This is a genomic window from Paraburkholderia phytofirmans (assembly GCF_046028095.1).
Classification (GTDB): Bacteria; Pseudomonadota; Gammaproteobacteria; order Burkholderiales; family Burkholderiaceae; genus Paraburkholderia; species Paraburkholderia phytofirmans_A.
Window position 1 is genome coordinate 24,151 of record NZ_JAQQDJ010000004.1, and the last position, 26,828, is coordinate 50,978.

The following is a 26,828-nucleotide window of genomic DNA, read 5'->3' on the forward strand; positions in this document are numbered from 1 at the left end:
ATGCCGGGCATGCCTACGCATGGCTCATGCAGCACTTGTCCTCCTTTACTCCACAAAAGCGTCCATGGAATTTCTCTCTTTGCGCCGCGCCAGCGTTGGCGCGCGGCTCGCCATTCTTTCGTGCGTGCTGGTGGCGTTGATTTTTGCCGCGTTCACGTGGGCGCTCACCCGCACCGCCGGCCAGCAGATCAGCGATCAGGTGCTCGAACGCATCGCCGATAAGGACCGCTCGATCGCCGCGATGATCAAGCTGTTCGACAAAGCCTTGTCGAACGAGGTCGATCGCTCGATGTCGCTGTTCGCGAGTTTCCTGCCCGCTGGCTACACACTCGACGAAACCCAGAAGGTCGACATCGGCGGTGTCGCCACGCCGACCATCAAGGCGGGCGACAAAGTCCTGAACATGGACTTTTCCATCCCCGATCTGTTTCTCGAACGCAGCGGCGCGGTGGCCACGATCTTCGCGCGCAGCGGCGATGATTTCGTGCGCGTCACGACTTCGCTGAAGAAACAGGACGGCTCGCGCGCGATCGGCACGCTGCTGGACCGCAAGGCGCCGGCCTACGCGCTGCTGCTCGCCAACAAGCCTTATACGGGACTCGCCGCGCTCTTCGGCAAACGTTTGATTACGCAATACCGGCCAATCACGGACGCAAGCGGCCGCGTGATCGGCGCGCTGTTCGTCGGTGTGAATGTGGACAAGGAAATCCAGTCGGTGCAGGACGGCATTCGCAACCTGAAGATCGGCGACAGCGGTTATTACTTCGTCGTGAATGCGTCGAACGGCGCGGAGCGCGGCAAGCTGATCGTGCATCCGGCCGCCGCCGGCCAGAACGCCGACAACGCGAACGCGCCGTATCAGCAGATGCTCGACATGAAGGAAGGCCAGCTCGAATACAGCTCGGCCGATGCGACACTCGGCGAACGCGGCTCGCGCGACAAGTTCGTGTCGTTCGTTACCGTGCCGGAATGGCAATGGCTGGTGGGCGGTGTCGCGCCACGCGACGAAGTGATGGCCGGCGTCATCACCACGCGCAATGAATTCCTGCTGCTCGGCCTGGTGCTCGTCGGCGTGTTCGCGGCCGTGTTCCTGTTCGCGGTGCGGCGCCTCGTGAGCCGTCCGCTCGACGAAGCCGCCAAGGCATCCGAACGATTCGCCTCGGGCGATCTGAGCGTACGCGTCGCGAAAGGCGCGAACGCGCGCGCCGATGAAATCGGCCGCCTGATGCAGTCGATCGACGGCATCGGTGAAGGTCTCGCGCGCATCGTTTCGCAAGTGCGCAATGCATCGACGGATATGTCGCACGGCACCGAAAAGATCGCCACCGGCAGCGGCAATATCGCCGCGCGGATCGCCACCCAGGCGAGCAGTCTCGAAGAAACGGCGGCCAGCATGGAAGAGATCACCTCGACCGTGCAGCAGAACGCCGACCACGCCGCGCAAGCCAACACGCTCGTCACGCGCGCCGCCGACGCCGCGCTCGAAGGCGGCCGCGCTGTCGAACGCGTGGTGTCGACGATGGGCGAGATCAGCCGCTCGTCGCAGAAGATCGCCGAGATCACGAGCGTGATCGAAGGCATCGCATTCCAGACCAATATCCTCGCGCTGAACGCGGCGGTGGAAGCGGCGCGCGCCGGCGAGCACGGCAAGGGCTTCGCGGTCGTGGCCTCGGAAGTGCGCGCGCTGGCGCAGCGCAGCGCGGCTTCGGTGAAGGAGATCGAAAGCCTTATCGCGACATCCACGGCGACCGTGCGAAGCGGTTTTCAGATCGCCGAAGAAGCCAGTTCGACGATGCAGGGCATCGTTCAACAGGTCGGCCAGGTGCGAGCGATCATGGGCGAGATCAGCGTCGCCTCGCGCGAGCAATCGGGCGGTATCGAGCAGGTGAATCTCGCCGTCACGCAGATCGGCGAAGCCACGCAGCAGAACGCGACGATTGTCGGCGAGGCCGAACTCGCGGCGGCCGAGTTGCGCGATCAGGCCGCGCGTCTTGCGCAAGTGGTCAGTGTGTTCAAACTGGGAAGCGGGCGCGATTGAGGCGCAGTGGTTGCGGCGCGGTGTGGCTCGCCACGCCGAACGCCGCCCGCTGTTGCAGCAGTGTCGCCGCACGGCTTCTTCAGAACTCGACGTCCAGTTCGTCGATCTCTTCCACCTCCTGTTGCGCGTCGGCGATCCACTCCTGCATCTCGGGCAGCGCCATGATCCGCTGTCCGTATTCGACGATCTCCGGATCGAGTTTGACGTCGTAGGTCACGAAACGCGTCACCACGGGCGCGTACATCGCGTCCGCCGCAGTGCGCTCGCCGAATAGAAACGGCCCGCCGTACTGCTTCAGACAATCGCCCCAGATCGTCACGATCCGATCGATATCCGACTGCGCCCGCGCCCACACCTTGAAGCCCGGAAAGTGCGCTTTGAGGTTCATCGGCAGAGCCGAGCGCAGCGAGCCGAATCCTGAATGCATCTCGCCGCAGATCGAGCGGCAATGCGCGCGGGCGCGAATATCTTCGGGCAGCAGCTTCGCGTCCGGTTTCAGTTCGTTTAAATATTCCGCGATCGCCAGCGTGTCCCAGACCTTGATGCCGTCATGAACGAGGCATGGCACCAGGATCGACGGCGACAACAGCAGGAGTTCGGCGCGTGCCGCGGGATCGTCGATTGGCATCACGATCTCTTCGAAAGGCAAACCGCTGAACTTGGTCAGCAGCCAGCCGCGCAACGACCACGACGAATAATTCTTGCTGCTGATGGTGAGCGTGGTATTCGCCATACGATTCTCCTCCAGATGAGGCGCTCGGCCGGCGCCCGACGCCATGCGTGCACGTTGCCGTGCGCGCCCGCACCAAAGCGCGGCAAATTCGGCCCGTTCCCCCGACTCGCGCAAATGCTATGCCAACGTAAGCGCACGGCTGCACCAGTGCGTATGCATGCATGGCACATGACTTGCCTTTATTTGGGCTCCTTCCTCTTCAGCATTCGTGCGAAGGTTATGAACCTGTTCGCATATCCCACATACCAGGCTTTCGCCGACATGATGCTGCCGATGCGGCACGGCGCGGCACTGGTGAATCATTCGCTCGACGCGTGGCCTGCGTTCGGTGAAACCTCGCATGGACGCTCGATCCGCGCGGCCTGCGAGTTGTTGACGCTGGCCGGACTCACGCCCGTGCGGCCGCCGTTCGAGATCGACAGCGTGATATCGGAAGGCAAATCCGTGGCGGTCGTCGAGGAAATCGCAGCGCACACGCCGTTCTGTTCGCTGCTGCATTTCCGTAAGGAGACGCCGCCGTCGGCGCCGCAACCGCGCGTGCTGGTGATCGCGCCGATGTCCGGCCACTTCGCGACGCTGCTGCGCGGCACCGTGCGAACGATGCTGGCCGAACACGACGTCTACATCACCGACTGGCACAACCCGCGCGACGTGCCGTTAAGCCAGGGCCGCTTCGGTTTCGACGAATTCGTGCAGCACGTGATCGACTTCACCGAAACGATCGGGCCCGGCGCGCATCTGCTCGCCGTGTGCCAGCCGACCGTCGCCGCGCTGGCCGCGGTCGCGCTCATGGCCGCCGACGATCATCCCGCGCAACCGGCGAGCATGACGCTGATGGCCGGTCCGCTCGATACGCGCATCAATCCAACGCGCGTCAACGAACTCGCCAAAAGCAAACCGCTGGAATGGTTCGAGCAGAAGCTGATCAGCGCGGTGCCGTTCGGTTTTGCGGGCGCGCACCGGCGCGTGTATCCGGGCTTCATGCAGTTGACCGCGTTTATGTCGATGAACCTAAACCGCCATCTCGACTCGTTCGAGACGATGCATTACGAGCGCGCCAAAGGCGATCCGGCAAAGGCCGACACGATCCGCACGTTCTATGAAGAATACTTCGCGACGATGGATCTCACGGCCGACTTTTACCTGGAAACCGTCGATACGGTTTTTCAGCGTCATGCACTGCCGTTGCATGCGCTCGAAGTGAAAGGTCGTCTCGTCGAACCGTCGAAGATCCGCCGCACGGCGTTGCTCACCGTGGAAGGCGAGAAGGACGATATTTGTGCCGTCGGTCAGACGCTGGCCGCGCAGGACATGTGCGACAAGTTGCGGCCGTATTTGAAGACGCATCACGTGCAGACCGGCGTCGGACATTACGGCGTGTTCAATGGACACCGCTGGGAGCGGCACATTTATCCGCGAGTGCGCGCCGTGATTTACGACAACGAACCGCGCGCGGTGCTGGTGAGTTCGCGCGCGCGCACGATTCAGCCGGTGTCAGCCGCGACGGCTGCAGAAGTGACTCCAGCAGCGCCGGCGGCAACGGCGGTGGTCGATGTTGAAGTGGATGCGGCGGCAACGGACGCTGCGAACGGAACTAGCGCGACGCCAAGTGCGAGTTCGGCGGCGGCCATCAAGCCGCAAGCGGCGCGCGCGCCGCGTAGACGGCCGCCGGCGGCGCAATGAGTTGTTGTTCCGGATCGCGCGGCGGCTCCCTGCTTGCTTGATTGCGTAGCACCCGCTATTCGAGCGTGCAGCCGCCTTCTGCGTTCGCTAAGCCGCAACGCTCTTCCAAGGCGTCACGGTCGGCACGTCGCAAGGCCCTTCGACTTCGATCGATTTGAAATCGGCCGGCGAGACGATTTCGATGTACTCCATATCTTCCGAGTAGTCGAACAGATAGTGGACGATGCCCGGCGCCTGATGCACGCAATCGCCGGCGGCGACAAGCGTCTCCTTGTCGCCGTACATGAAGCGCGCCCAGCCCTTCAGCATGATCACAATGTGGAAATCGGCCTCATGACGGTGCCAGCCGGTGCCTTGCTCTGGTGCGTGATTCGCCTTGACGAGTTGCGCGAGCACCTTGCCGCCGGTCGCCTGCGCGATGCCTAAATCACGGTAGAGAAAAAAGTCGCGTAAGCCCTGATCCACATAGGACGTGTCTTGCGGACGGACATGACTGAATTGCGTGGCGAATTCGGTGGACATGATCGCGCTCCTCGCGAGTGAGCCGGCAGTTGAAAACGACGCGTTGGAGCGTCGGTTGCAAGCATCAAGCGCGCCAGTATGCGGGCGCTGCATTTTGCTTTTGCGCGTTTTCGGAGGCGATGCCGTGAATGTCGCGCCATCTGGCCTAGCGCGACATGGTTTTGAGCGCTGTGCAGTCTATGCAGTCGGGCGGAACATCTGGAACATGTCGCCGATTTCCGCGTAGTCGGCGCGGTAGCCGGCGCGCATGATCGGCTGCGCGGCGTGGGTGTCGAACAAGCCGTCTTTCAGATACGCCTCGTTGATATGCACGCCGACCACTTGCCCGAGCGAAAGATAGTTGTCCATCGGCGTGCCGTCGAGCGTATGCAGCCGCACCACTTGCAGCAGCTTGCATTCGAGCGCAGCCGGCGATTCCGCGACGTGCGGCACGGCCACGTTGCGGCCCGGCGCGGGCGTGAGGCCGGCGAGTTCGAATTCGTCGACGTTCGGCGGAACGGGCGCCGACGAGCGGTTCATCTGCTCGGCGAGCGGTTTGGCGGCCAGATTCCAGACGAATTCGCCGGTGGCTTCGATGTTGGCGACGCTGTCTTTACGGCCTTCGCTGCAGAAACCGATGATGGCCGGAAAGGTGGCGAACGCGCCGAAGAAACTATAGGGCGCGAGGTTCAATGTGCCTGCAGTGTCGCGCGAGGAAATCCAGCCGATCAGACGCGGCGCGACGATGGCTTTGAACGGATCGTGTGGGAGGCCGTGGCCGGTGGCGGGGTCGTAAAAGTAGTGGGACATGAAGATTGGAGGCCTTGCAGATGGGGCGAGACGGCATTTATACCGCAGAGCGGCGCGGGCTGCCGTACGTGCCTTGGTGGCGAGGCTTCTCGTGACGCCGCACTTTCGAGCCTCGCCATTTTCGCGTCAATCAGCCCTGACTGATCACACGCTTGCGCCCTTGCTTCACCTGCTCCAGATGCGCATCGTCCCAGTCATGGAAACCCGCGCCGCTGCGCACGCCGACACGCCCTGCTTCGACCTGCTCGTGCAAAAGATCGAGCACGTCTTCGTCTTTAGCCAGTTCCGGCATCAGATGGGAAGCGATATCGAGGAAGGTGTCGAGGCCGCCCATGTCCGCACCTTCGAACGGTCCGACGATCCCCCAGCGGCGACCCAGCGACGCCTTCATCACGCGATCGACCACGTCCGGCGTCGCCGCGCCCGAGCGCACGATGTGCAACGCCTCGCGCAGCACCGCGAACTGCAACCGGTTGCCGACGAACCCCGGAATCGCCTTCGCCAGCACAACGGGTTCCATGCCGATCGCACTCATCAACGTAGCGGTCTGCTGCGTCACTTCGGGCGCGGTCGCCGTTCCCGGCACGACTTCGACGAGCGGAATCATGTGCGGCGGATTCCAGAAATGCGCGATCACAAAGCGGTCTTTCGCGCGCAACGGGGCGGCGAGTTGATCGGGATGAAAACCGCTGGTGTTGCTCGCGAGAATCGCGTCGTCGGCCAGCAACTGGGTCAGCGCCGCATACAGGCGATGCTTGAGGTCGAGGACCTCGGGAATTGCTTCGATCACGAATTGCGCCGATGCCATCACGTCGAGTTCGGCATGTGTTTCGATGCGCGCCAGCGCCGCCTGTTTGGCCGTCGGGTCGATGCGCCCGGCGTCGATCAGTTCGTCGAGCACCGCTTGCGCTTTCGGCGCGACGCTCGCGAGACGCGCCGGATCGACGTCGTGAACGATCGTCCTGTGTCCGTGCAATGCGCTTTGCGTCGCAATGCCGACGCCCATCAACCCCGTGCCCACTACGCCAATCACTGCCTTGTCCAAGCCGCTCTCCTGCTGCCGTCGATAAAAGCGTTCAAGCATAGCGCAGCAAGCCGATTCGTAAGCTCGAACGTGACAAAGCCGGTCTTCCGCGAGGAAGGACCGGCTTTGTGGACTTCAGGCCGACGCCGCGTCGTGCGGCGCCGTCACGCGCGAATTAGTAGCGCGGGGGCGGGCGATGGTCGTCGCGGTGATGCGGATCGTAGTCGCGCGGATGACGGCGCATCCAGTCGTCGTGCGCCCAATAGCGATGGCCGTCATAGTAACGATCGCCGTGCCAGCCGATATTGATCGACACGCCCACCGGCATCATGTGCGGCTGACCGTAGACCGCCGGTCCCGGGCCGTTTTCGACAACCACGCGTTCTTGAGCGAATGCGCTGCCGGCCGCAAGCAATGCGCCGCCAGCCAGCAAGGTTGCGATGATCGAACGCGATGTCCTGTTCAAGGTTTTCATAGTGACCTCCCATCAAAGTTTTGTATCAAGCCAGCGTCCGTGCTCGAGATCGACCTGGACCTGCACCTTCAGGCTCGAACCAGACGCCGTACGCTTGAGACCAACTTTAGCGGCGCAAACCGCATGAAGACGTGAGCACTTGTAAGCGCACATTTCATAGAAAGGGACGGATGGTCAAAGTGCATTTTCCGCGTACTGCCCTGCCTACAAAGCCATTCGCCATGACTGGACCCTGCGGGCCCGGCAGCCATCTTTCAGGCTCCGTTACATTCATTTCGGCCGGGAAATATTCGGAGACAACGCCCGAGCGGCGGAAACGAGCCTGAAAAACAAAAAGCCACGGTACGCGTTTCGCGAACTGTGGCTTCAATAGTGATGCGATGCGCACCCGAAGTGCGCGCCCGTACGCGGTTGCTCCGCGCTTGGGCCGGTACGGCTTTGCTCTTAGTCGCTCAGCTTGACGCCGAACAACGTAGCTTGTGCTCTACGCACGCGCTCTGCTTCGCGGCTACGCGCTTCGTACGAGTAGTCCGAATCCAGCGGCAGATGGGGCGACGCAAAGAGGTCGCTGACCTTTTGGAACAATGCAAAAATGAAGCTCATGGCGACTCCCGGTTAGTTACTGCATTTGCTAGGGTTTTCCCTTAAGAAGAAGTATAGGGTTTTCCCTAGGCAAAAGCTAGTGCAATGCAGCAATTTTTCGGCGTGGTGCTTTGCCGCGGGTATTTTTCATATGTTGCGTTGCATCATTACAACGTCCCTGTTTTTTTGGTTTTCAGGGTCATAAGGGGTCCGCGTCTGCAGCGGGTTTGTCACCGGGCTTTCTGCTGCGCACGAACTTTGGCTCTCGTAGTTGCCTTGCGCGGGTGGACTACGGCGGCGTCGACGGCGCTTGGTGCCGCGCTGTCCGCAGGTGTCAACGTCGCGTTGGCGGACACGGGTAGCTGATCGACGGGCGGGGTGGGCGGTGGGGCGTGGGGTGCCGGTTTCGGGTGGCAGACACCGGACCACAGTGGAAAAGTGAATCACCACAACCGGCTTGTCGCCGGCGCGGCGCTCACTAATTGTCAGTGCGGCGTAACCGCTTTCTGCTTATGTACATGCAGCGCTCGCGCTGCATGCCTCGCATGCGCCGGCGTGGCGGGCGCCTGCTGTGGCGCGGCGGGCGCTGCCGCGGCCGCGTCGGAAGCGGCATTGGTGGCGGCTGCGGTCGCCATCGCCAAGTGCGTGTCGAGCAAACTGGCCATGGCTGCCTGCTGGTTCTGCATCATCTGCTCGATGCGGTGCTGCTGCGCGGTGGTCTCGCGCGTGAGGCGCATCAGCAGCACGGTTTGCGTGATGCCGATCGCGACCGTCACCAGCAATGCGCCCACCACGATCGACAGCATCCATTTCATGCGTCGTGAATGATCGGTGGCGGCGTGGCGTTGATCGGCGATCACGCCATAGAGCGCGTCGACGGTATCGGCGAACGCAGTGGCTCGTGCGCGATCGAGTTCCGGCGCGGCGCGCAGCGCGGCCGCGGCCGCTTCGGCACGCCGGGCTTCCCGCCAAGGCGTGGCGAACGCGGCGTTAGCTTGCGCGGACGCCGATGAATTCATCGACGTCTCCGACGCCGTGCTGTTCGGCGCAGCAATTGCCGCTTCCGTCGGCGCCCTATGCTGGTCCGGCACCGCACCCGGCTTCGACCCTGCAGTAGCAGCGTCCGGTTGTGCCGATGCCGATTCGTCCGTTGTGCCCGTCACGCTGGTTGCGACCGAGGCCTGTTGTTGCGATGCCGATGCCGATACCTTTGCCGCACCAGAAGCCGAAGCCGCCTTGGCAAAAGTCGCCGCGAACCGTTGCGGCGCCTTGACACCGCCAGCGGTCGACGCAGCCGCCGCACCGCCCGCCGAATCCGGCTCAGCCGCCTGGCGCAGCGCGGTCACGCTGCGCGCCACGGTCGCTGCCGCCATCGCCGGGGTAAGCGGCGCCGACGCATCGCGCGCCGCTGCAGCCGATTTCTCTTCGGCAGACGCGGCTGCATCCGCTGCCGGTTTCGCATCGCCCAAAGCCAGTTCGCCGGCCGGCGAAGCCGCCACCACCAACGGCTCGATTTCGAGCCCGCTCAACAGCGCGTTAACCGGCACCGGTTGGTCGTCGGCCTTGGCAACGCGTGGCGCACGGCGCGTAGCCCGCGCGTCCACCGCCAGACCATCACCGCCATCGATCGCCCCGACCGCGGCCAACACCACATCAGGCAACTCGAAACCGTGCAGCGTACCTTGCCGGATGTCGATATTCATCGCTTCCAGCGTGGCGCGGGTGGGATCGTCGGGGAACAGGTCGAGCGTGCTGTCGTCGCGGGAGGCGTCGCTCAGTTGCGCGAGGCGTTGTGCCGAGCGCGCGGCGCGCGCCAGCTTGTTTTCGGTTTCGGTCGGGACGTTGGCCTGGCGGCGCTTCTTCGAAGCGGCGCGCTGAGGCCGGGACTGCGTGGATGCTACGGAATCTGCCATAGAGAAAAAAGCGGTCGTCGCCGGAATGCGGGCGCCGAGCACCGCTCGTCAATGCCGTTGGAATTTTTCGAGACCGCATTGTCGCATGGCCGCCCGCGCCCGCCGAAGCCATTCGGCGAGGATTTTCGTTTTCAGGAAGTCGCGTCGTCCTGCCTGAACTGCTTGACGCCGTGCAGTTGCCGCAAGCGCCCGCAGATCGCCTCATATTCCGTATTCGACACGCGATGCAGGGTGATCACCACTTCATCGCACTCGGGCGCGTCCTCGCTTTGCTGCATCACGAACTGCTTGACGCGCGGGCTCGCGGCGCCGAGCTCGTCGTGCAGCGAGTGGAACGTCATGGCGCCGCGCTCGACGATCATCGTCAGTTGGCGCCGTTGTTTGACCGTGATGAAGCGGCGCTCGAGCGGCTTGATGCCGGCCAGGATAATCAGAATGATGATGGTCGCCGCGATCGCCGCCGTGTACAGCCCGCCGCCGACCGCGAGACCGATGGCGGCCACCGACCAGAGGCTCGCCGCCGTCGTCAGTCCGCGCACGATCTCGCCACGCAGCAGGATCGAGCCCGCGCCGAGAAAGCCGATGCCCGACACCACTTGCGCCGCCATCCGCGAAGGATCCAGTACGACGTGGTCGCCGCTCAGCACTTCCGCAAAACCATACGCCGAGACGATCATGATCAGCGTCGAACCGACGCACACCAGCATGTGCGTGCGCAGCCCCGCGGCCCACGAAAGCCGCTCCCGCTCGAAGCCGATGACGCTGCCGAGCGCGGCGGCCACCATCAAACGGGCGATGAGTTCGAGATTCCCCAGCATTGTTCTTCCTCCTGATCGGAAATTATTTGAAGTAGTTTCCGCACCGGTGACGCAGTGCCAGTGTGACCCGTTTGCTTTATGCTAGGCCGCACATCGCGAGGCGGTTCGCACCGCTGGTCGCTATCCTGATTTTGCGGTTGCCGGTTTGCAAAACAGGTAGCATCCACGCTCGCCGGCAGGTTCGCCCACAACTGCGCCGCGCTGAAACTCTGGCCACGGACACAACAAACACGTCCACCGTCGCTTCGCTTCGAAATACCCTGTTCGCCCCATTTGACTATGCAGAGCATGAACCCACCCGCCGCTTCCACCGTCGCACTCGCTGCCAGTCTGCGCGATCACTTCACAGGCGTGGTGCTACCGATCTGGCGCGGGCCGGGTTTCAACACCGCACTGAAGCTGCCCTACGAAGCGGTCAGCGCCGAAGATCATCGGCCGCTGCCCGCCGAGCGTTACCGGGCAATGGCCTGCGCGCGCCAATTGTTCGTGTTCTCGCAGGCAGGCGACGCAGCCCATGCGCAGGTGCTGTTCGATTCGTTGACGCACACCTTTCAGGACATGCGCCACGGTGGATGGTTCTACAGCGTGGATGCGCAAGGCGCACCGCTCGACACCACCAAGGACCTGTACACGCACGCGTTCGTGGTGTTTGCGTGCGCGGAGTATGCCCGGCGCTCCGGCAATCACAATGCGCTGGAAATCGTGCATCGCACGTCCGCGCTGATCCAGTCGAACTTCGCCGCCGAGGACGATCTGTTCAACGCCGCGCTGACCGCGGACTTCGCCGGCGTGACGGGCACGCCGATCCAGAACCCCTTGATGCACCTGACCGAAGCCTGGCTGGCCGCTCGCGAAGCCACCCACGACAACGCTTTCGACGCCGCGCTGCGGCGCCTCGCCGGCGCGGTCGCGCGGCGTTTCGTGCATGCGCCCACGGGCTGCATCGCCGAATTGCCGATCGGCGCGGACGACAACCGTCTGGAACCCGGGCATCAGTTCGAATGGTTCTGGCTGGTGAAACAGGCGGGCGCCGTGTTCGAAGACTCGGGTCTCGCCGAAGCCATGCCGCGTGCGTTCAGCTTCGCGCAGCAACATGGCGTGGACCTGGAAACCGGCGGCGTGTACGCCTCGCTCGACGAAACCGGCCGGATCAAGGACGCGACTCAGCGGATCTGGGCCCAAACCGAATATCTGCGCGCGCTGGCGAGCCATGACGAACCGGCGGCCCGCGCCGCGCTGCCCCGGCAAATCGAACTGTTCCAGCAACGGTTTCTGCGTCCGCAGGGCTGGTTCGAATGCAAGACGCCGGCGGGCGAAGTGGCGCGCGCCGACATGCCGTCGACCACGCCGTATCACCTCGCAACCGCCTACGAGGCATTGCCGGCCGCCTGAACGCCGCCGGTTAGGCCACACAACTGTCGAGCGCCAGAAACTCCGCTAGCCATTCGTCAGGCCATGGCCAAGAAACTTGCCGAACCTTGGTATCGACCACCGCCCGCGGACGAAATCTGCCCGCTCTGCGGCCGGCCGATCCCGGCGAGCCAACGCGATTTGCATCATTGGGTGCCGAAAACAAAAGGCGGCAAGGAAGTCGCCGCCTTGCACCGCATTTGCCATCGTCAGCTCCACGCGCTGTTTTCGGAAGCCGAGCTGGCGCAGCGCTATTCGACGGTCGAGGCGCTCCTCAGCGACGAGGCGGTCCGCACCTTCGTCCGCTGGGTTCGCACCAAGCCGAACGATTTTTACGAACGCACGCGCCGCAGTGGGCGCAAAGGCTGAGAGTCGAACTAACCGAGCGAAGCCGGCTGAACGCCGGCCGCGATCTCACGACGGGACGCGGACACAAAAGCCGACCGCCCGGTCGATCAATACTCTTCGCGCTGCCAGGGGCTCCAGCCGCTGTCGGCCGATTTAAAACGCATATAAGTTGCGCTGTGCCCGGTGGGGGTGTCCGACGTGTCGCCGTGCGGCTTCTGATCGGTGACGTGGAGGGCGAAAGCCTGACGGTCTTCGGTATCGACGGTGATACGGCCGACCGGGTCCGGGGCGCCTTCTTGAGGTGATTTAGACTCCAATATCGCCAGATAGGGGGTCAAACGACTCCAGAACGAGGTAAGTTCTTCTTGCAAGTAATGTGTCAATGTTTTTCCTGGAAGAGTAATACGAGCAGTTTACCCTACCCGCGGGAACAGCCTTCCAATTGCTTTCCGGGCCTCAAAAAGACCGGAGCGGGGGAATACCCGAATACTGGTTGGTTGGCGTCCGTCATTAAGACGTGATACAACTCCTACTTCGCGCTCGATCTCGTGTTGAGAAATAGCGGTCGCGAATGCAACACACAACATTTACTGGATTAAAAATGGCAACAGGTACTGTGAAGTGGTTTAACGATGCAAAGGGCTTTGGCTTCATCACGCCGGACGACGGCGGCGAAGACCTGTTCGCGCACTTTTCGGAAGTTCAAGGCAGCGGCTTCAAGTCCCTGCAGGAAAACCAAAAAGTGACGTTTGAAGTTAAGCAAGGCCCGAAGGGCAAGCAAGCTGCGAACATCCAGCCGGCCTAAGTACCGTCAGGTACGTTGAGGCACCCTTAGGCGCTTGCGTCTAATGCAAAATGGCCCGCTTCGGCGGGCCATTTTCTTTGTCTGACGTTTTCTTTTTGAGCGCTTTCGCGAGCTAGATTGCGCGCATACCGGACAACGAAAAATCGGCCGATTGCCCTCGCACTTCGTCGATTTGTTGCATCCGCAACACAGATTCAGAAATTTCGAAGACAGAAACAGCCTGCTTCAATTGCTGCGTCTGCTGATGCAGCGAAGCCGCCGCAGCAGCAGCTTCTTCGACGAGCGCCGCGTTCTGCTGCGTCATCTCATCCATCTGCACCACCGCCTGATTGACCTGCTCGATGCCCGTGCTCTGCTCGAGCGACGACGCGCTGATCTCCGCCATCATCTGCGTGACGCGCGAAATCGAGGCGGACACGTTGCTCATCGCTGAGCCGGCGTGCTCGACCAGTGCCGAACCGCCCTGAATCTCGGCGACCGACTCGCTGATCAGCGTTTTGATTTCCTTCGCCGATTGCGCGCTGCGCTGCGCGAGGCCGCGCACTTCGCCCGCCACCACGGCGAAGCCGCGCCCTTGCTCGCCCGCGCGCGCCGCTTCGACGGCCGCATTCAGCGCGAGGATGTTGGTCTGGAAGGCAATGCCATCGATCACCGAAATGATCTCGGCGATCTTGTCCGAGCTCTGCGCAATACCGCGCATCTTGTCGACCACCTCGTTGACCACTTCGCTGCCGCGCGAGGTCGCTTCGAGCGCGGTCTCGGCGAGCGCGTTGGCCTCGCGGGCGTGCTCGGCGTTCTGGCGCACGGTAGCCGTCAGCTCCTCCATGCTCGACGCGGTTTCTTCGAGCGACGCAGCCTGGTTTTCGGTGCGCGCCGACAGATCGGCGTTGCCGGTCGCGATTTCATCAGCGCCCAGGTGGATCGAGTCGGCGGATTCGCGCACGGTCTGCACCGTGCGCGCTACGCTCGCCTGCATTTTCGCGAGGCCCGAGAACAGCCGGCCAATTTCGTTGGTGCCGCGCGCGGCGATAGGTTGGTCGAGACGGCCTTGCGCGATCCGGTCGAAGTGACGGCCCGCCTCTTCCAGCGGCGCCACCACGCCACGGCGCAGCCCGGCGTACACGGCGAACGTGCCGGCCACCAGCGCCAGCAGGATCGCGATGCTGACGGCACGGAAAGTTGCCATGCGCGTATCAATCGAGTCGAGCGACGCACGGCTCGCCGCGTTGCCGAATTGCACGAAGTTATGCGACTCGCCGAGGTACGCGTCCTGGAACGACTGCGTCGGTTGATCGAGGAAGGCCTGGATGTTGTTCGAATCGAGGAACTGCACCAGTTCCGCGAGCGCGTCGTGCAGCTTCTTGTAGCGCTCGGCGAGCGCGGCGGCACGGGTGCCGTTTTCGTCGCCGGTCTTCGGCGCGCTCATGAAGGCCGCGAACGACTGGTCGGCGGCCGTCAACTGTTCGCGGGCGTGCTGCACGATGTCGGTCGGCTCGGAGCCGCCGCGCACCATGCGCGTCCCGGCGCGCGAGAGGTTGATGCGCGCGTCCATCAAATGCTGAGTCGTTTCGTTGACCGCGTCCACCTGCTTCAGGGCGATGTTCGACAGATCGCCCACGTCGTCATGCGTGCGCGTGAGCGACCAGAACCCCAAACCCACCGTGACAAGCTGGAAAACGCAGAACGCGGCCAGAACACACAACAGGCCGGATGCGACCTTGATCTTGCTGAACATCGTGAATACCTGAAGACAAAGAATGACGGGAGCTACGTCAGGGTTAACGGCATAAGCGCGCCGCGCTTGAGGCCAATTCCATCAAAGATCGTCTTACGCCCCCTTTTCATCGGTCAACGTCACCATTGCAATCGATTCGCGCAACAATGGACCGCACGAATTGCCGATTCACCTTGACGCGGTGCGTGCGCGCTTCCTAGAGTGGGTAGGGACTGCACGACGCAGGCCAGTGCAGATTGCCACCGCGGGCCACGCCCGAAGGAATCACAATGACCGACCTCCTCGACCGGGCGCGCGGCGCACTGCATGCCCAGCCGTTCAGCATGCTGTTAGGCGCCGAGCTGATGCAGACAAGCACCAGCGAACTCACGCTGAGCCTGCCGATCCGCGATGAGTTGCGGCAGCAGCACGGCTTCGTGCATGGCGGCGTTATCAGCTATCTCGCCGACAACGCGCTGACCTTCGCGGGCGCGCTGCTGCTCGGGCCGAAGGTCGTGACCGGGGAATACAAGATCAATTATCTGCGGCCGGCCATCAACGGCACGCTGATCGCGCGCGCGAAGGTCGTCTACGCGGGCCAGCATCAGGCGACCTGCCAATGCAACGTGTATGTGATGGAAGGCAACCGCGAAAAGCTGATTGCCGTCGCACAAGGCACGGTCAACCGGATCAGCGAAAACGGCGAACATGAACACGCGGGCTGACGTCACGGCCCTTGGGTGAACCACTTCGCGCCGCCCTCAAGGCGCTTGTTCACGTTTCGTCATTTAGCTAATATACGAAACGTTATCGATCCAAGGCTCCCGTTCGGCGCACCGTTTCATGACAGACGAACTCACCCGCATCAACGCGCTCGCCAACGCAAGCCGCCTCGCCGTCATGCGCTGGCTGAAAGAGCCGACGCGGCATTTCCCGTATCAGGACCACGCCGATATCGAAACGGTCGGCGTGTGCTGCACGTTCATCACCGACAAACTCGGCATTGCGCCCGCCACCACCACGCGCCACATGCGCATCCTCGCCGATGCGGGACTCGTGCGTGCGCAGCGGATCGGCAAGTTCACCTACTACAAGCGCATCGACGCCGAATTGCAAAAGCTCGGCCGCGACCTCGCCAATCTCTAAGGGCGTGGCCTTCTTCAGGCTGCCGCGCCATCACGTTATCGATACTTGAAGGAACCACATGAACGAACTTGCTCTGATTGCCGACGCCGACCGACGCGCGCACGCTTACCTTGCCGACATCGGCAAGCGCCGGGTGTTTCCGGACGCGGCCGCGCTCGCGCAACTCGCCGCCTTCGACGAAGCCTTCCCGCAGCACGGCCACGCGCCCGCTGACGTGCTGCGTCTGCTCGACGAAAGTGGTTCGCCCGGCACGGTCGCGTCGAACGATCCGCGCTATTACGGCTTCGTGATCGGCGCAGTGCTGCCGGCTGCGGCGGCTGCCGAGCGTCTGATGGGCGCGTGGGATCAATGCGCGTCGACCTTCGACAACTCGCCGGTCGCGGCCACGCTGGAGAAAATCGCGGCGCGCTGGGTGCTCGACGCGCTCGATCTGCCGCGCGAAGCGGCGATCGGCTTCGGCACCAGCGCGACGGCGTGCACGCTCGTTTGCATCGCGGCTGCACGGCGTGCGCTGCTCGCGCGCAAGGGCTGGGATTTCGACAATGATGGCTTGAGCGGCGCGCCGCCTGTGCGCGTCGTGATCTCCGAGATGGCCCACATCACGGTGAAGAAGGCGCTGCGCGTGCTCGGCTTCGGCATGAAGCGCGTGATCAGTGCACCAGTCGACGAGCACGGCCGCATCGACCCCGCGCAGCTACCGCCGCTCGACGACATGACGATCTTCTGCGTGCAAGCCGGCGAAGTGAACACCGGCGAGTTCGATCCGTTCGCGGAATTGGTTCCGCGCGCCAAAGCGGCCGGAGCATGGGTTCATGTGGATGGCGCGTTTGGTCTGTGGGCGCGGGCATCGTCGAAACGGGCGCTGACCGATGGCATCGACGGCGCCGACAGCTGGACCACCGACGGCCACAAGTGGCTCAACACGCCCTACGACGGCGCCATGGCGATCTGTCGCGACGCGCAGGCGCTTTCATCGGCGATGAACAGCGACGCGGTCTACCTGACCGGCGCGCACGACGCGCAGAAGAACGTGAACCTGGAGTTCTCGCGCCGTGCGCGCGGCATTCCGATCTGGGCAGCGCTGCGTTCGCTCGGACGCAGCGGCGTGCAGGAGATGGTCGATCGGCATTGCGCGCAGGCTTCACGGATCGCCGAAGGTCTGCGTGCTGCGGGCTTCGAAGTGGTGAATCGCGTGGTGCTGAACCAGGTGCTGGTACGCGCGAAGACCGACGCGCAGACGGTCGCGATTCGTGAAGCGGCGCAGGCGTCGGGCGAAACGTGGTTCGGTCAGACTGTCTGGCAAGGGCGGCCGGCGTTTCGCATCAGCGTGTCGTCGTGGCGTACTGAAGACGCTCACGTCGATCAGTTAGTGGCGCTGCTCGCGCGACTGCTCGCCGAACACTGCGATTAAGCAGCGTGCCGAAAACAAGTGTGGCGGTGGTTTAGCCGCGCCGCACGCGCGAGTGCAAATGGAGAGCGACGCGCGTAAGCAGCAGCGGCAGCGGCGCACACAAAAAAGCGGCTCCTGCCTGTTAGCGCAGGAACCGCCGTTCTTCATGCCCCGCGAAGCCCGCAGGCGCGAATCACTCCGCCGCGTACGTCTTCTGCGTCTGCTCGCCCAGCCCTTCAATACCCAGGCGAATCGTCTGACCCGGCTTCAGGAACACCGGATTCGGCTTCACGCCCATGCCGACGCCCGGCGGCGTGCCAGTCGAAATCACGTCGCCCGGTTGCAGGCTCATGCACTGCGATACATACGAAACCAGTTTCGCGACGCCGAACACCATCGTCTTCGTGCTGCCGTTCTGATAGCGGTGGCCATCCACTTCGAGCCATAGGCTCAGGTTCTGCGGATCGGCGACTTCATCGCGCGTGACGACCCACGGGCCGATCGGGCCGAACGTGTCGAAGCCCTTGCCCTTGTCCCACGTGCCGCCCTTTTCGATCTGCCATTCGCGTTCCGACACGTCGTTGATCACGCAATAACCGGCGACGTAATCGAGCGCGTTGGCTTCGTCGATATATTTCGCCGGCTTGCCGATCACCACGCCCAGTTCCACTTCCCAATCGGTTTTCTTCGAGCCGCGCGGAATTTCAACGTCGTCGTTCGGGCCGCTGATCGCGCTGGTCCACTTGTTGAAGATGACCGGCTCGGCGGGCACCGGCAGATTCGATTCAGCCGCGTGATCCGCGTAATTCAAGCCGATGCAGATGAATTTGCCGATCTTGCCGACGCACGGACCCATGCGCGGATTGCCTTCGACCAGCGGCAGCGAAGCCGGATCGAGCGCGCGCAGTTTGGCGAGACCTGCGTCGGTCAGCGCGGCGCCGTCGATGTCGGCGACCACTTTCGACAGATCACGAATCTTGCCTTGCGCGTCGAGCAAGCCCGGCTTTTCCTGGCCCTTCGGCCCATAACGAAGCAGTTTCATCCTGGCACTTCCTTTCAGTGGTGTTCGGTTCGTGGTTCAGCGTGCGTCATGCGTGCGTCAGTTCGACCAACCGCCGTCGATCACATGCGCATGGCCCGTGGTAAATGACGATTCGTCGGACCCGAGATACAGCGCCAACGCGGCGATCTCTTCCGGCTTGCCGATGCGGCCCATCGGCTGACGCGCGACAAAGGCGGCCTGCACGGCGTCCAGCGTCGCGCCTTGCGCCTGAGCCTGCGCGACGATCCGCTGTTCGAGCGACGGCGAAGCCACCGTGCCCGGGCAGATCGCGTTACAGCGTACACCACGCGTGATGAAGTCCGCAGCAACGGACTTGGTCAGCCCGATCACCGCGGCCTTGGAAGCGCTGTACGCGAAGCGGTTCGGCACGCCCTTCACACTCGACGCCGCCGACGACATATTGATGATCGACCCGCCACCGTGCTCCAGCATGGCGGGCAGGAACGCGCGAATCATGCGGTACATCGCCTTCGCGTTCAGGTCGAAGGCGAAATCCCAATCCTCTTCGCTGCATTCGAGAATGTTGCCGGCGTGCACGAAGCCCGCGCAGTTGAATAGCACGTCGACCGCGCCGATTTCGGCGGCTAGCGCCTTGATCGCCGCGTCGTCGCGCACGTCGAGCTTGCGCGCTTCGACCGGCTTGCCGGCCAGTCCGTCGATGCGGATATCCGTGGCGATCACGCGCGCGCCTTCGCGTGCGAAGAGTTCGGCGGTGGCGAGTCCAATGCCTTGTCCTGCCGCCGTGATCAGGGCCGTCTTGCCGGCCAGTCTTTGTGTCATCTACGACTCCAGTTGAATGGGCTGTTGCTTGTCTCTTCCAGAAATCACAATCGATAAAACGCGGCGGCATTGCCGCCGAAAACCGCTTCGCGCTCAGCATCGCTTAACGACGTGAGCAAAGTGTTCGCCACCGAATGCCAGAGCAGATAGTCGCCGTTCAGATCGAGCACGGGCCAGTCGCTGCCCCACATCAATCGTGCCGGACCGAATGACTTCAGCAGATGCTCGACATACGGATGCAGCGTTTCCTCGGTCCAGCCGGGCGACGCCTCGGTGACGAGGCCCGACAGCTTGCAATGCACGTGCGGCAGTTGCGCGAGCCGCGTGATCGCGTCGGCCCAGCTTTGATAGCCCGCGCGTCCATAGCGGATGGGCGGCTTCGCCCCATGATCGACGACGATGCGCAACGCTGGAAAGCGCGTCGCGAAAGTTTCGAACGGCTCGACGTGGCGCGCGTAAATCAATGCGTCGAAGGCGAGGTCGTGTGCAATCAGCGCTTCGATTGCCGGCGCGAGATCGGGGTTCGCGATCCATGTATCGTCCGGCAAATCCTGCAGCATCGGCCGCACGCCTTTGAACTTCGGCTCATGCGCCAGCGCTTCGATCACCTGCGGCGCAGTGGGCAGCAACAACGGCACCCAGCCGACCACGCCCGCAATCGACGGCTCATGGCGCGCCAGGTCCAGCAAATAACGCGTTTCGTCGATGGTCGGCGCCGCCTGCACCACCACCGTCCGCTCGATGCCCGCGCGTTCGCGCAACGGCTTGAGATCCTCCGGGCCAAACGTCCGGTACAGGATTTTCAGTTCCGGCGTGAGCCACTCGTAATCGCCGCGAGCGGGATCCCAGTAGTGCTGGTGGGCATCGATATGCATCGTCAAATCAATCCTCTGGCGCGGGCGCACGGCTGTCGAGCAAGCCTTCGTCACGCAACGCGGACCACAAGGCCGCGGGGATCGGCTGCTCGAACGACGCGGCGTTCTCGCGCAATTCATCGGCACTGCGCGCGCCGGTCAGCACGGTGGCGACCGCCGGATGCGCATACGGAAACTGCAAGGCGGCGGCCGCGAGCGGCACGCCGTGCGCGCGGCACACTGCTTCAAGCCGCGCGACGCGCTCGATCACTTCGGGCGGCGCCTCGCCGTAGTTGAATTTCAGATCGCCTTCGACACCGCGCGCCAGAATGCCCGAATTAAACGCGCCGCCTAACAGGATGCTGACGCCTTGTTTTTCACAGGCCGGCAACAGGTCATCGAGCGTGGTCTGTTCGAGGAGCGTATAACGGCCCGCGAGCAACGCGCAATCGATATCGAACTCGGCCATCGCATCCAGTATCACCGCGCCTTCGTTGACGCCAAGTCCGACGGCCTTGATCGCGCCAGAAGAGCGCAACGCGTCCAGCGCGCGAAAGCCGCCGCCTTCGGTGAGTTGCCGCCAGTAATGGGGATGGTTGTCGCCGTGCGTGACACGGCCAATATCGTGCACCAGCAAAATGTCGATATCGACGATGCCGAGGCGCTGCTGGCTGTCTTCGAACGAACGCAGAATGCCGTCGTGCGTGTAATCGTAGATCGCTTCGAAAGGGAGCGGGTTTTGCCAGCCTTCCTTGTCGTCGAAAGGCGTGGTGCGCGGCACGAAACGGCGGCCCACTTTGGTGGACAGCACGTACTGGCCACGCGGATAGCGCCGCAACGCGTCGCCCAGACGATGCTCGGCCTTCGTGTTGCCGTAATGCGGTGCGGTGTCGAAGTAGCGCACGCCGGCGTCCCACGCGGCGGCGATGGTGGCATGAGCTTCTTCATCGGACAGATCGCGGTACAGGCCGCCGAGCGGCGCCGTGCCGAGTCCCAAACCGGTCACCTGCAACGGCCCGCGGCCGATGCGGCGCCGTTGCCCGATCTTCGATCCGATCGTTGCGGTCATTGAGCGCGTCTCCAATTTGTCGTGTTTTACCATGCATGGGCGAGGTTTGCCCACGGTGTGTACAGACGGCTTGCCGCCAGGACCGCGCGGCCAGGACGCAGCCGCTCAGTGCGGCTCGATCGCGACGACCCGATGCTGCGCTGCGGCGCTCGACGGCAGGCAAGCCGGTCCAACCGGCTCGAACGTCTTGTACGTCAGGATGAATTCCTGATGACCAAGCGTCTCCGACTTCGAAGCGGCACCGCGCGACACCGCCACCGTTTGCTCGAACACCTCGCGGCCCACTTCGTCGAGCGTGCCGCGGCCTTCGAGAATGCGGCCTGCATCGACATCCATGTCGCCGGAGAGGTTGCGATACGTCGCGGGATTCGCGCACACCTTGATCACCGGCGAGATCGCCGAGCCGACCACCGAGCCGCGTCCGGTCGTGAACAGAATCACATGCGCGCCGCAGGCGATCAGTTCGCCGATCTCCGCGTTGTCGCTGATATTGGGAAAACCGAAGCGCGGTTCGCCGTCCGGCACGACGTCGAGCAGATAGAGTCCGCCGGTTGGCGGAATGTCGCCGGGTTTGATGATCCCGACGATCGGCGAAGCTCCGCTTTTGGCATACGCGCCCAGCGATTTCTCTTCCTGCGTGGTGAGTCCGCCGTCCGCGTTGCCGACCGCGAAACTGCCGTGGCCGAGAATCGAGTAATAGCGCGCCGCCTTCGCGACGCAGGCCACGATTTCGTCGCCGAGCGCAGGGCGCGCCGCACGCGTCTTCATATGGAATTCGCAGCCCACCAGCTCGCCGGTTTCTTCGAAGATACACGTTGCGCCCGCGTCGATCAGATGATCGAACGCGCGGCCCACCGCCGGATTCGCCGTGATGCCGCTGGTGCCGTCCGAGCCGCCGCAGATCGTGCCGATCACCAGTTCGCTCAGCGCCATCGGCACTTTCTGCTGCGCGGCGAGTTGCTTGCGCGCGCCGCGAATCCAGTCGACGCCGTATTGAATCGTGCTGCGCGTGCCGCCCTTTTCCTGGATCGTCAGCACTTCGACCGGACGGCCACTCGCGCGCACCACGTCCACCAGATAGTGCTTGTTCATGCTCTCGCAGCCGAGCGACACGAACAGCACCGCGCCCACGTTGGGATGCGTGGTGAGCCGCTCGAGCATTTTTTCCGCGTACCCATTCGGATAGCAGCCCGGAAAGCCGATCAGATGCACCGGCGGCTCGCGTTCGGCGGAAGGATCGTCGAAGGCGTCGAGCGGTTCGCGAAACTGCGTGACGATTTCGCGCGCGACGTGATGCGCGCACTCGACCAGATACGCCACCGCGACCACATTGCGGATGCCCTTGCGGCCGTCGCGGCGCAGATAGCCCTGAAGCGTGGGCTGCTGCGCGGCGACAGGTAGAGATGCTACGGAAGTGTCAGTCATGATCGTTCCAGCGCGGCGCGAGGCCACGTCGTTGTGCGCACATCAGTGATGGACGAATTCGTGGCCCGCGTCGTGCGTATAGGTCGGCAGGTAATCGCTTTCGAGGTTGTGCGTATGCAGATGCGCACCGCGTGCCACGGCTTCTGTCACGTGACCGATCACTGCGCCGTAGCGCAGCACCTTGTCGTCCTTCGCGAGTTCATGGCGCGCCACCTTGTGACCGAGGTCGATGGTTTTGGTGAGCGTCACGCGCTCGCCCTCGATCTCGATCTGCGTGCCGCCGTCGAGGCGCGCCGCCGCGATCAGGCAGTTGTCGGCGGGGCTGAGCAGGATCAGGCGTGGGTCGGTTTGCAATGGCAACGGGCGGCTGGTCAAATGAGTTCTCCGAGGTGCATATGCATCAGTTCTGGCCTTCGCCGCTCGCAAGGCGCGCCACCATCAGCGAGCCCAGAATGATCGCGCCGTAAATCGCCTGAATCCAGAAAGACGGCACCTGGGCAAGCGTCAACAGGTTCTGCACGACGCCGAGCAGCAGCACGCCGGTGAGCGCGCCAAACATGGTGCCCTTGCCGCCGTCGAGCGAAATGCCGCCGATCACCGCCGCCGCGAACACCGTGAAAATCATACCGTTGCCCTGGTTCGCGTTGATCGCGCCAACATAGCCGGTCACGATCAGACCGCCCACCGAGGCGAGTATGCTGCCGAGCACGAATACACCCCACGTGATGCGCTCCACGCGAATCCCTGCCGCGCGCGCCGCTTCCGGATTGCCGCCGATGGCGTACAGCGCGCGGCCCAGCCGGTGGTAGCGCAACATGAACGCCGCGATCGCGAACGCCACCGCCGCGAGCCACACGGACAAAGGCAAGCCGAGCACGATGGTGGTCGCGAGCTCGAAGAACGACGGCGGCATATCGAACAGCGTGCCGCCCTTGGTCGCGCCCACCAGCATGCCGCGCAACACGATCAGCATGGCCAGCGTGACGATGAACGCATTGAGCCGCAAACGCACCACGAGAAAGCCGTTGATGAAGCCGATCACCGCGCCCACCAACACGATGGCGAGCAAGCCGGCCGCCGCGGGCCATTGCATGCCGAAGCCCGCGGACGCCGCGGGCATCACGAGCATCGCGCCCACTGCGGGCGCGATGCCCACCGTCGATTCGAGCGACAAGTCGAACTTGCCGGTCAGCACGATCAGCGATTCGGCGAGCACGACGAGCGCCAACGCCGCCGACGCGCCCAGTACGCTGATGAGATTGGCCTTGGTCAAAAAACTCGGGCTCACAAACGCGCCGATCACGATCAGCAAAGCGAGCGCGGGCAGCAAGGCCAACTCACGCAGACGCGCGAGTTCCGAGCGCGCGCGTTTGCCGCGTGACGCCGGCGCGGCCAACTGCGGCTGAGCCTGAGCTTGCGCGGCGCCGAAAGCGGGACTGGGCACACTATTCTTCATGAAGACTGACTCCTTCAACGGATGCGATCAGGTCGTGGTCCTGCCAACCCGCGGGAAATTCGGCCGCGACACGGCCACGGAACATGACCAGCACGCGGTCACAGGTGCGCAGATCGTCGAGTTCGCCGGACACGACCAGCACGGCCTTGCCCTCTTCGCGCACGCGATCCACGACGGAGAGCAACGCTTCTTTCGATTTGACGTCGACGCCCGCGGTGGGATCGATCAGCACGAGCACATTGGGATTGGTGGCGAGCGCGCGCGCCATCACCACCTTCTGCTGATTGCCGCCGGACAGACCCGACACGACATGCTCCGGACCTTGCGCGACGATGCCGAGCGCGTCGATCATCTTCTGGCCGAAGGCGTTCTTCTTCGCGGGCGGCGCGATGCCGAACTTGCCGAGCACACGCGCGATCGTCATCGATGCGTTTTCCGCGACCGATTGCGTGAGCACCAGCCCTTCGTGATGCCGATCTTTCGGTACGCAGCCGATGCCGTGCGCGAGCGCTGCGGGCACATCGCCGGGCGGCAAGATTGCGCCGTCCACGCTGATCGTGCCGCGTTTGGCCGCGCGCAGGCCCGCAATCGCTTCGGCCACGCTCGTGCGGCCGCTGCTCGTCGCGCCAGTCAAACCCACGACTTCGCCGCGCTTGACGGTGAATGACACGCCTTCGTAATCGGCGCCCGCCAGTTCCTTGAGTTCCAGCGCGATCGCCGTATCGGCGGGCAAAGCCGCGCGTTGTGCAGCATCGGCGACTGCGAGACCGCCGCGTTCGCCGGTCATCGCTTCGATCAGTTGCTCGCGCGGCAACGCGGAAACCGGCGCGCTGACGATATGCCGCGCGTCGCGCAACACCGTCACGGCCTGGCAGATTTCATAGACTTCCTGAAGATGATGCGAGATGAAGAGGAACGTCACGCCCTCGCGCTGCAACTCGCTGATGCGGCGGAACAGGCGCTTGATCTCGTCGCCGTCGAGCTGCGCGGTCGGCTCGTCGAGAATGATGAAGCGCGCGCCGTACGACAGCGCGCGCGCGATCTCCACCAGTTGCCGCGCTTCCACCGACAGATCGCCGGCGCGGGCATCTTCGCGCACGTCGATCTTCCAGTGATCGAGCAACGCGCGCGCGTCGCGCCGCATGGCTTGCCAATCGATCACGCCGCCGCGTAACGGCTGCCGGTTGATGAACAGATTCTCCGCCACGCTCAAATCGCGGATGATCGTCGAATGTTGATAGACGCATGCCACGCGCTCGCGCCATGCGTCGCGATCCGCGATCGACGGCGCGGCCGCGCCGCTAAAACGTACCTCGCCGGTGTCGGGCTTGCGCAGGCCGGTGAGAATCGACACCAGCGTCGATTTACCCGCGCCGTTGCGCCCGACGAGCGCATGCGACTCGCCAGGCATGACGCGAATGCTCACGTCGTTCAGCGCGGCCGTCGAGCCGAAGCGTTTGGTGACCTCGAGCGCTTCGACGACGGGCACGGAGGACGTGAGTTCGCTCATTTGACCGCTCATTTAACGGTGTTGCCCCACAAGGCTTTGTCGTCGACGTTCGATTTCGTCACGAGCGGCGCGGGCAACTGGTCTTCCAGAATGCCTGGCGCCAACTGGATGATGTTGCTGCCGTGATCGGTCGGGCCCGGCTTGAAGGTCTGGCCGGCCAACGCCGCCTTGATATAGAACAGCCCGTATTTCGCGTACGAGTCGGCGGGCTGCGACACGGTCGCGTCGATATCGCCGCGGCGGATCGCGTCGAACTCCTGAGGAATGCCGTCGTTGCTAACGATCACGACGTGCTTGGCGTCGCCTGCCGGAAACAGCATCTGCTTGCGACGCAAGGTTTGCAGCGTCGGCGACAGGTACACGCCGCCCGCCTGCATGTAGATGCCCTTCACGTCAGGATTCGCGGTCAGCAGACTGTCGAGCGCAGTGGCCGCGACATCGCCCTTCCAGGCTGCGGGAATTTCCAACACCGACACACCGGGATAAGCCTTCATGCAGGTGCGAAACGCTTCGGAGCGGTCACGTCCGTTGACCGATGCCAGGTCGCCCATGATCTGCACGACCTTGCCCGACTTCACGTGATCGCCGATGTATTTGCATGCCTTCTCGCCATACGCATGATTGTCGGCGCGCACCACCATCGCGACTTTGCCTTGCGTCGGCGCGACGTCCACGGCGACCACCGGCACGTTCTTCGCCGCGGCGGCGTCGAGCGCGCGGCTGATCGCCGCCGAATCCAGCGGGCCGACCACGATGCCCTTCGCACCGAGGTTCAGCAGGTTGTTCATGTCCGTGATCTGCTGAACGGGATCGCCGTTCGAATTCACCGGCGCGAGGATGTCGAGGCCGCTCTCCTTCGCATACTTGGGCAGGTAGTTGTTGTACGACTGCCAGAACGGCGACGTCAGCAACGGCAGACCGAGGCCGATCTTGCCGGAGTCGGCGGCTTGCGCAGCGCCCGTCACGGCGAGGCCGGCGAGACACGCTGCGCCTGCTGCAACGGAGAGCGAAGTGCGGAACAAACGGCGGGCCGTGAGCGGCCCTTTGGCGAACGACATGGTTGTCTCCAGATATGCGTTGTGGGAACTGCGTGAACCGGCTCTGAGCCGGGCACTTCGTCCTGCGCTTTCTTATTCGAGTCTTGTCCAGTATTGGCGGCGTTCATTTACCAATGAACGCATTATTCATATATGGACTTCTCGAAGTCAAGGAAGATACACTGCACAGACCGTCCGTGTTTTCCCTGGACGTGGGCCATCTCCGCGAGATTCGTCCCGCACG

At 63.5% G+C, this 26,828-nt stretch carries 27 protein-coding genes; 8 read left to right on the forward strand and 19 right to left on the reverse strand.

The features are described from left to right. Window positions 1–64 precede the first annotated feature (64 nt). A complete protein-coding gene (locus tag PQR54_RS12770; protein WP_408246119.1) occupies window positions 65–2,038 on the forward strand; it encodes a methyl-accepting chemotaxis protein in 1,974 nt (657 codons plus the stop codon). Between the two features lie 79 nt (window positions 2,039–2,117). Here PQR54_RS12770 and PQR54_RS12775 read toward each other — a convergent pair whose 3' ends face one another. Continuing rightward, a complete protein-coding gene (locus PQR54_RS12775) occupies window positions 2,118–2,771 on the reverse strand; it encodes a glutathione S-transferase family protein (RefSeq protein ID WP_012428686.1) in 654 nt (217 codons plus the stop codon). 219 nt (window positions 2,772–2,990) lie between these two features. Between PQR54_RS12775 and PQR54_RS12780 the strand changes: the two genes are divergently transcribed. After that, window positions 2,991–4,454, forward strand: coding sequence for a polyhydroxyalkanoate depolymerase (locus tag PQR54_RS12780; protein ID WP_408246121.1), 1,464 nt, complete (start codon window positions 2,991–2,993; stop codon window positions 4,452–4,454). 87 nt (window positions 4,455–4,541) lie between these two features. Here PQR54_RS12780 and PQR54_RS12785 read toward each other — a convergent pair whose 3' ends face one another. From PQR54_RS12785 to PQR54_RS12815, 7 genes are all read right to left on the reverse strand, one after another. Beyond that, window positions 4,542–4,976 carry a cupin domain-containing protein gene (locus PQR54_RS12785; RefSeq protein ID WP_408246123.1) on the reverse strand — a complete coding sequence of 145 codons (435 nt, stop codon included), beginning with the start codon at window positions 4,974–4,976 and terminating at the stop codon, window positions 4,542–4,544. Window positions 4,977–5,153: 177 nt separating this feature from the next. Further along, complete coding sequence (locus tag PQR54_RS12790) at window positions 5,154–5,765, reverse strand: flavin reductase family protein (protein WP_408246125.1); 612 nt, start codon at window positions 5,763–5,765, stop codon at window positions 5,154–5,156. Window positions 5,766–5,895: 130 nt separating this feature from the next. Beyond that, complete coding sequence (locus PQR54_RS12795) at window positions 5,896–6,849, reverse strand: 3-hydroxyacyl-CoA dehydrogenase family protein (RefSeq protein WP_408246127.1); 954 nt, start codon at window positions 6,847–6,849, stop codon at window positions 5,896–5,898. A gap of 115 nt (window positions 6,850–6,964) precedes the next feature. Further along, window positions 6,965–7,264, reverse strand: a complete 300-nt coding sequence (locus tag PQR54_RS12800; protein WP_408246129.1) for a hypothetical protein — start codon at window positions 7,262–7,264, stop codon at window positions 6,965–6,967. A 444-nt stretch (window positions 7,265–7,708) separates the two neighbouring features. Next, window positions 7,709–7,867 (reverse strand): hypothetical protein, encoded by a 159-nt coding sequence (locus PQR54_RS12805; protein ID WP_012428692.1) that lies wholly within the window; start codon window positions 7,865–7,867, stop codon window positions 7,709–7,711. Between the two features lie 464 nt (window positions 7,868–8,331). Beyond that, window positions 8,332–9,759: a hypothetical protein gene (locus PQR54_RS12810; RefSeq protein WP_408246132.1), complete on the reverse strand. Its 1,428-nt coding sequence runs from the start codon at window positions 9,757–9,759 to the stop codon at window positions 8,332–8,334. Between the two features lie 131 nt (window positions 9,760–9,890). Beyond that, window positions 9,891–10,577: an MgtC/SapB family protein gene (locus PQR54_RS12815; RefSeq protein WP_408246133.1), complete on the reverse strand. Its 687-nt coding sequence runs from the start codon at window positions 10,575–10,577 to the stop codon at window positions 9,891–9,893. 279 nt (window positions 10,578–10,856) lie between these two features. On the opposite strand from PQR54_RS12815, the gene PQR54_RS12820 reads away from it, so the two are divergent. Continuing rightward, the gene (locus tag PQR54_RS12820) at window positions 10,857–11,969 is read left to right on the forward strand and encodes an AGE family epimerase/isomerase (RefSeq protein WP_408246135.1); all 1,113 of its coding nucleotides are present in this window, start codon (window positions 10,857–10,859) and stop codon (window positions 11,967–11,969) included. Between the two features lie 63 nt (window positions 11,970–12,032). Then, a complete protein-coding gene (locus PQR54_RS12825) occupies window positions 12,033–12,356 on the forward strand; it encodes an HNH endonuclease (protein WP_408246137.1) in 324 nt (107 codons plus the stop codon). 86 nt (window positions 12,357–12,442) lie between these two features. Here PQR54_RS12825 and PQR54_RS12830 read toward each other — a convergent pair whose 3' ends face one another. Next, window positions 12,443–12,673: a hypothetical protein gene (locus PQR54_RS12830; RefSeq protein ID WP_408246139.1), complete on the reverse strand. Its 231-nt coding sequence runs from the start codon at window positions 12,671–12,673 to the stop codon at window positions 12,443–12,445. 263 nt (window positions 12,674–12,936) lie between these two features. Here PQR54_RS12830 and PQR54_RS12835 point away from each other — a divergent pair, with 263 nt between their 5' ends. Then, entirely contained in the window at window positions 12,937–13,140 is a 204-nt protein-coding gene (locus PQR54_RS12835; RefSeq protein ID WP_007178724.1) for a cold-shock protein, read from the forward strand. 112 nt (window positions 13,141–13,252) lie between these two features. Here PQR54_RS12835 and PQR54_RS12840 read toward each other — a convergent pair whose 3' ends face one another. After that, on the reverse strand, window positions 13,253–14,875 hold the full coding sequence (locus PQR54_RS12840) for a methyl-accepting chemotaxis protein (protein WP_408246141.1): 1,623 nt from the start codon (window positions 14,873–14,875) through the stop codon (window positions 13,253–13,255). Window positions 14,876–15,144: 269 nt separating this feature from the next. Here PQR54_RS12840 and PQR54_RS12845 point away from each other — a divergent pair, with 269 nt between their 5' ends. The 3 genes from PQR54_RS12845 (at window position 15,145) to PQR54_RS12855 (ending at window position 17,411) form a co-directional block, all read left to right on the forward strand. Continuing rightward, entirely contained in the window at window positions 15,145–15,579 is a 435-nt protein-coding gene (locus tag PQR54_RS12845) for a PaaI family thioesterase (protein WP_012428699.1), read from the forward strand. A 118-nt stretch (window positions 15,580–15,697) separates the two neighbouring features. After that, complete coding sequence (locus tag PQR54_RS12850; protein WP_106281679.1) at window positions 15,698–16,000, forward strand: ArsR/SmtB family transcription factor; 303 nt, start codon at window positions 15,698–15,700, stop codon at window positions 15,998–16,000. Between the two features lie 58 nt (window positions 16,001–16,058). Then, on the forward strand, window positions 16,059–17,411 hold the full coding sequence (locus tag PQR54_RS12855; protein WP_408246144.1) for a pyridoxal phosphate-dependent decarboxylase family protein: 1,353 nt from the start codon (window positions 16,059–16,061) through the stop codon (window positions 17,409–17,411). Window positions 17,412–17,583: 172 nt separating this feature from the next. Here PQR54_RS12855 and PQR54_RS12860 read toward each other — a convergent pair whose 3' ends face one another. The 9 genes from PQR54_RS12860 to PQR54_RS12900 form a co-directional block, all read right to left on the reverse strand. After that, window positions 17,584–18,432 (reverse strand): ureidoglycolate lyase, encoded by an 849-nt coding sequence (locus PQR54_RS12860; protein ID WP_408246146.1) that lies wholly within the window; start codon window positions 18,430–18,432, stop codon window positions 17,584–17,586. Window positions 18,433–18,489: 57 nt separating this feature from the next. Beyond that, window positions 18,490–19,233, reverse strand: coding sequence for an SDR family oxidoreductase (locus tag PQR54_RS12865; RefSeq protein WP_408246148.1), 744 nt, complete (start codon window positions 19,231–19,233; stop codon window positions 18,490–18,492). A 44-nt stretch (window positions 19,234–19,277) separates the two neighbouring features. Next, window positions 19,278–20,108 carry an amidohydrolase family protein gene (locus tag PQR54_RS12870; protein WP_408246150.1) on the reverse strand — a complete coding sequence of 277 codons (831 nt, stop codon included), beginning with the start codon at window positions 20,106–20,108 and terminating at the stop codon, window positions 19,278–19,280. A 7-nt stretch (window positions 20,109–20,115) separates the two neighbouring features. Beyond that, complete coding sequence (locus PQR54_RS12875; protein ID WP_408246152.1) at window positions 20,116–21,156, reverse strand: aldo/keto reductase; 1,041 nt, start codon at window positions 21,154–21,156, stop codon at window positions 20,116–20,118. Between the two features lie 105 nt (window positions 21,157–21,261). Continuing rightward, complete coding sequence (locus PQR54_RS12880; protein ID WP_408246154.1) at window positions 21,262–22,581, reverse strand: UxaA family hydrolase; 1,320 nt, start codon at window positions 22,579–22,581, stop codon at window positions 21,262–21,264. Window positions 22,582–22,623: 42 nt separating this feature from the next. Beyond that, window positions 22,624–22,956, reverse strand: coding sequence for a UxaA family hydrolase (locus PQR54_RS12885; RefSeq protein WP_208328503.1), 333 nt, complete (start codon window positions 22,954–22,956; stop codon window positions 22,624–22,626). A 25-nt stretch (window positions 22,957–22,981) separates the two neighbouring features. After that, the gene (locus tag PQR54_RS12890; RefSeq protein ID WP_408246156.1) at window positions 22,982–24,037 is read right to left on the reverse strand and encodes an ABC transporter permease; all 1,056 of its coding nucleotides are present in this window, start codon (window positions 24,035–24,037) and stop codon (window positions 22,982–22,984) included. Further along, entirely contained in the window at window positions 24,027–25,547 is a 1,521-nt protein-coding gene (locus PQR54_RS12895) for a sugar ABC transporter ATP-binding protein (protein WP_408246158.1), read from the reverse strand. The genes PQR54_RS12890 and PQR54_RS12895 overlap by 11 nt, the downstream gene beginning before the upstream one ends. An 8-nt stretch (window positions 25,548–25,555) precedes the next feature. Next, a complete protein-coding gene (locus tag PQR54_RS12900) occupies window positions 25,556–26,605 on the reverse strand; it encodes a sugar ABC transporter substrate-binding protein (RefSeq protein ID WP_408246161.1) in 1,050 nt (349 codons plus the stop codon). Window positions 26,606–26,828 lie beyond the last annotated feature (223 nt).

Bases quoted from the DNA above. Each gene is read 5' to 3' on its own strand.
- PQR54_RS12770 (WP_408246119.1), top strand. From the start codon at position 65: ATGGAATTTCTCTCTTTGCGCCGCGCCAGCGTTGGCGCGCGGCTCGCC.
- PQR54_RS12775 (WP_012428686.1), bottom strand. From the start codon at position 2,771: ATGGCGAATACCACGCTCACCATCAGCAGCAAGAATTATTCGTCGTGG.
- PQR54_RS12780 (WP_408246121.1), top strand. From the start codon at position 2,991: ATGAACCTGTTCGCATATCCCACATACCAGGCTTTCGCCGACATGATG.
- PQR54_RS12785 (WP_408246123.1), bottom strand. From the start codon at position 4,976: ATGTCCACCGAATTCGCCACGCAATTCAGTCATGTCCGTCCGCAAGAC.
- PQR54_RS12790 (WP_408246125.1), bottom strand. From the start codon at position 5,765: ATGTCCCACTACTTTTACGACCCCGCCACCGGCCACGGCCTCCCACAC.
- PQR54_RS12795 (WP_408246127.1), bottom strand. From the start codon at position 6,849: ATGCTTGAACGCTTTTATCGACGGCAGCAGGAGAGCGGCTTGGACAAG.
- PQR54_RS12800 (WP_408246129.1), bottom strand. From the start codon at position 7,264: ATGAAAACCTTGAACAGGACATCGCGTTCGATCATCGCAACCTTGCTG.
- PQR54_RS12805 (WP_012428692.1), bottom strand. From the start codon at position 7,867: ATGAGCTTCATTTTTGCATTGTTCCAAAAGGTCAGCGACCTCTTTGCG.
- PQR54_RS12810 (WP_408246132.1), bottom strand. From the start codon at position 9,759: ATGGCAGATTCCGTAGCATCCACGCAGTCCCGGCCTCAGCGCGCCGCT.
- PQR54_RS12815 (WP_408246133.1), bottom strand. From the start codon at position 10,577: ATGCTGGGGAATCTCGAACTCATCGCCCGTTTGATGGTGGCCGCCGCG.
- PQR54_RS12820 (WP_408246135.1), top strand. From the start codon at position 10,857: ATGCAGAGCATGAACCCACCCGCCGCTTCCACCGTCGCACTCGCTGCC.
- PQR54_RS12825 (WP_408246137.1), top strand. From the start codon at position 12,033: ATGGCCAAGAAACTTGCCGAACCTTGGTATCGACCACCGCCCGCGGAC.
- PQR54_RS12835 (WP_007178724.1), top strand. From the start codon at position 12,937: ATGGCAACAGGTACTGTGAAGTGGTTTAACGATGCAAAGGGCTTTGGC.
- PQR54_RS12840 (WP_408246141.1), bottom strand. From the start codon at position 14,875: ATGTTCAGCAAGATCAAGGTCGCATCCGGCCTGTTGTGTGTTCTGGCC.
- PQR54_RS12845 (WP_012428699.1), top strand. From the start codon at position 15,145: ATGACCGACCTCCTCGACCGGGCGCGCGGCGCACTGCATGCCCAGCCG.
- PQR54_RS12850 (WP_106281679.1), top strand. From the start codon at position 15,698: ATGACAGACGAACTCACCCGCATCAACGCGCTCGCCAACGCAAGCCGC.
- PQR54_RS12855 (WP_408246144.1), top strand. From the start codon at position 16,059: ATGAACGAACTTGCTCTGATTGCCGACGCCGACCGACGCGCGCACGCT.
- PQR54_RS12860 (WP_408246146.1), bottom strand. From the start codon at position 18,432: ATGAAACTGCTTCGTTATGGGCCGAAGGGCCAGGAAAAGCCGGGCTTG.
- PQR54_RS12865 (WP_408246148.1), bottom strand. From the start codon at position 19,233: ATGACACAAAGACTGGCCGGCAAGACGGCCCTGATCACGGCGGCAGGA.
- PQR54_RS12870 (WP_408246150.1), bottom strand. From the start codon at position 20,108: ATGCATATCGATGCCCACCAGCACTACTGGGATCCCGCTCGCGGCGAT.
- PQR54_RS12875 (WP_408246152.1), bottom strand. From the start codon at position 21,156: ATGACCGCAACGATCGGATCGAAGATCGGGCAACGGCGCCGCATCGGC.
- PQR54_RS12880 (WP_408246154.1), bottom strand. From the start codon at position 22,581: ATGACTGACACTTCCGTAGCATCTCTACCTGTCGCCGCGCAGCAGCCC.
- PQR54_RS12890 (WP_408246156.1), bottom strand. From the start codon at position 24,037: ATGAAGAATAGTGTGCCCAGTCCCGCTTTCGGCGCCGCGCAAGCTCAG.
- PQR54_RS12895 (WP_408246158.1), bottom strand. From the start codon at position 25,547: ATGAGCGAACTCACGTCCTCCGTGCCCGTCGTCGAAGCGCTCGAGGTC.
- PQR54_RS12900 (WP_408246161.1), bottom strand. From the start codon at position 26,605: ATGTCGTTCGCCAAAGGGCCGCTCACGGCCCGCCGTTTGTTCCGCACT.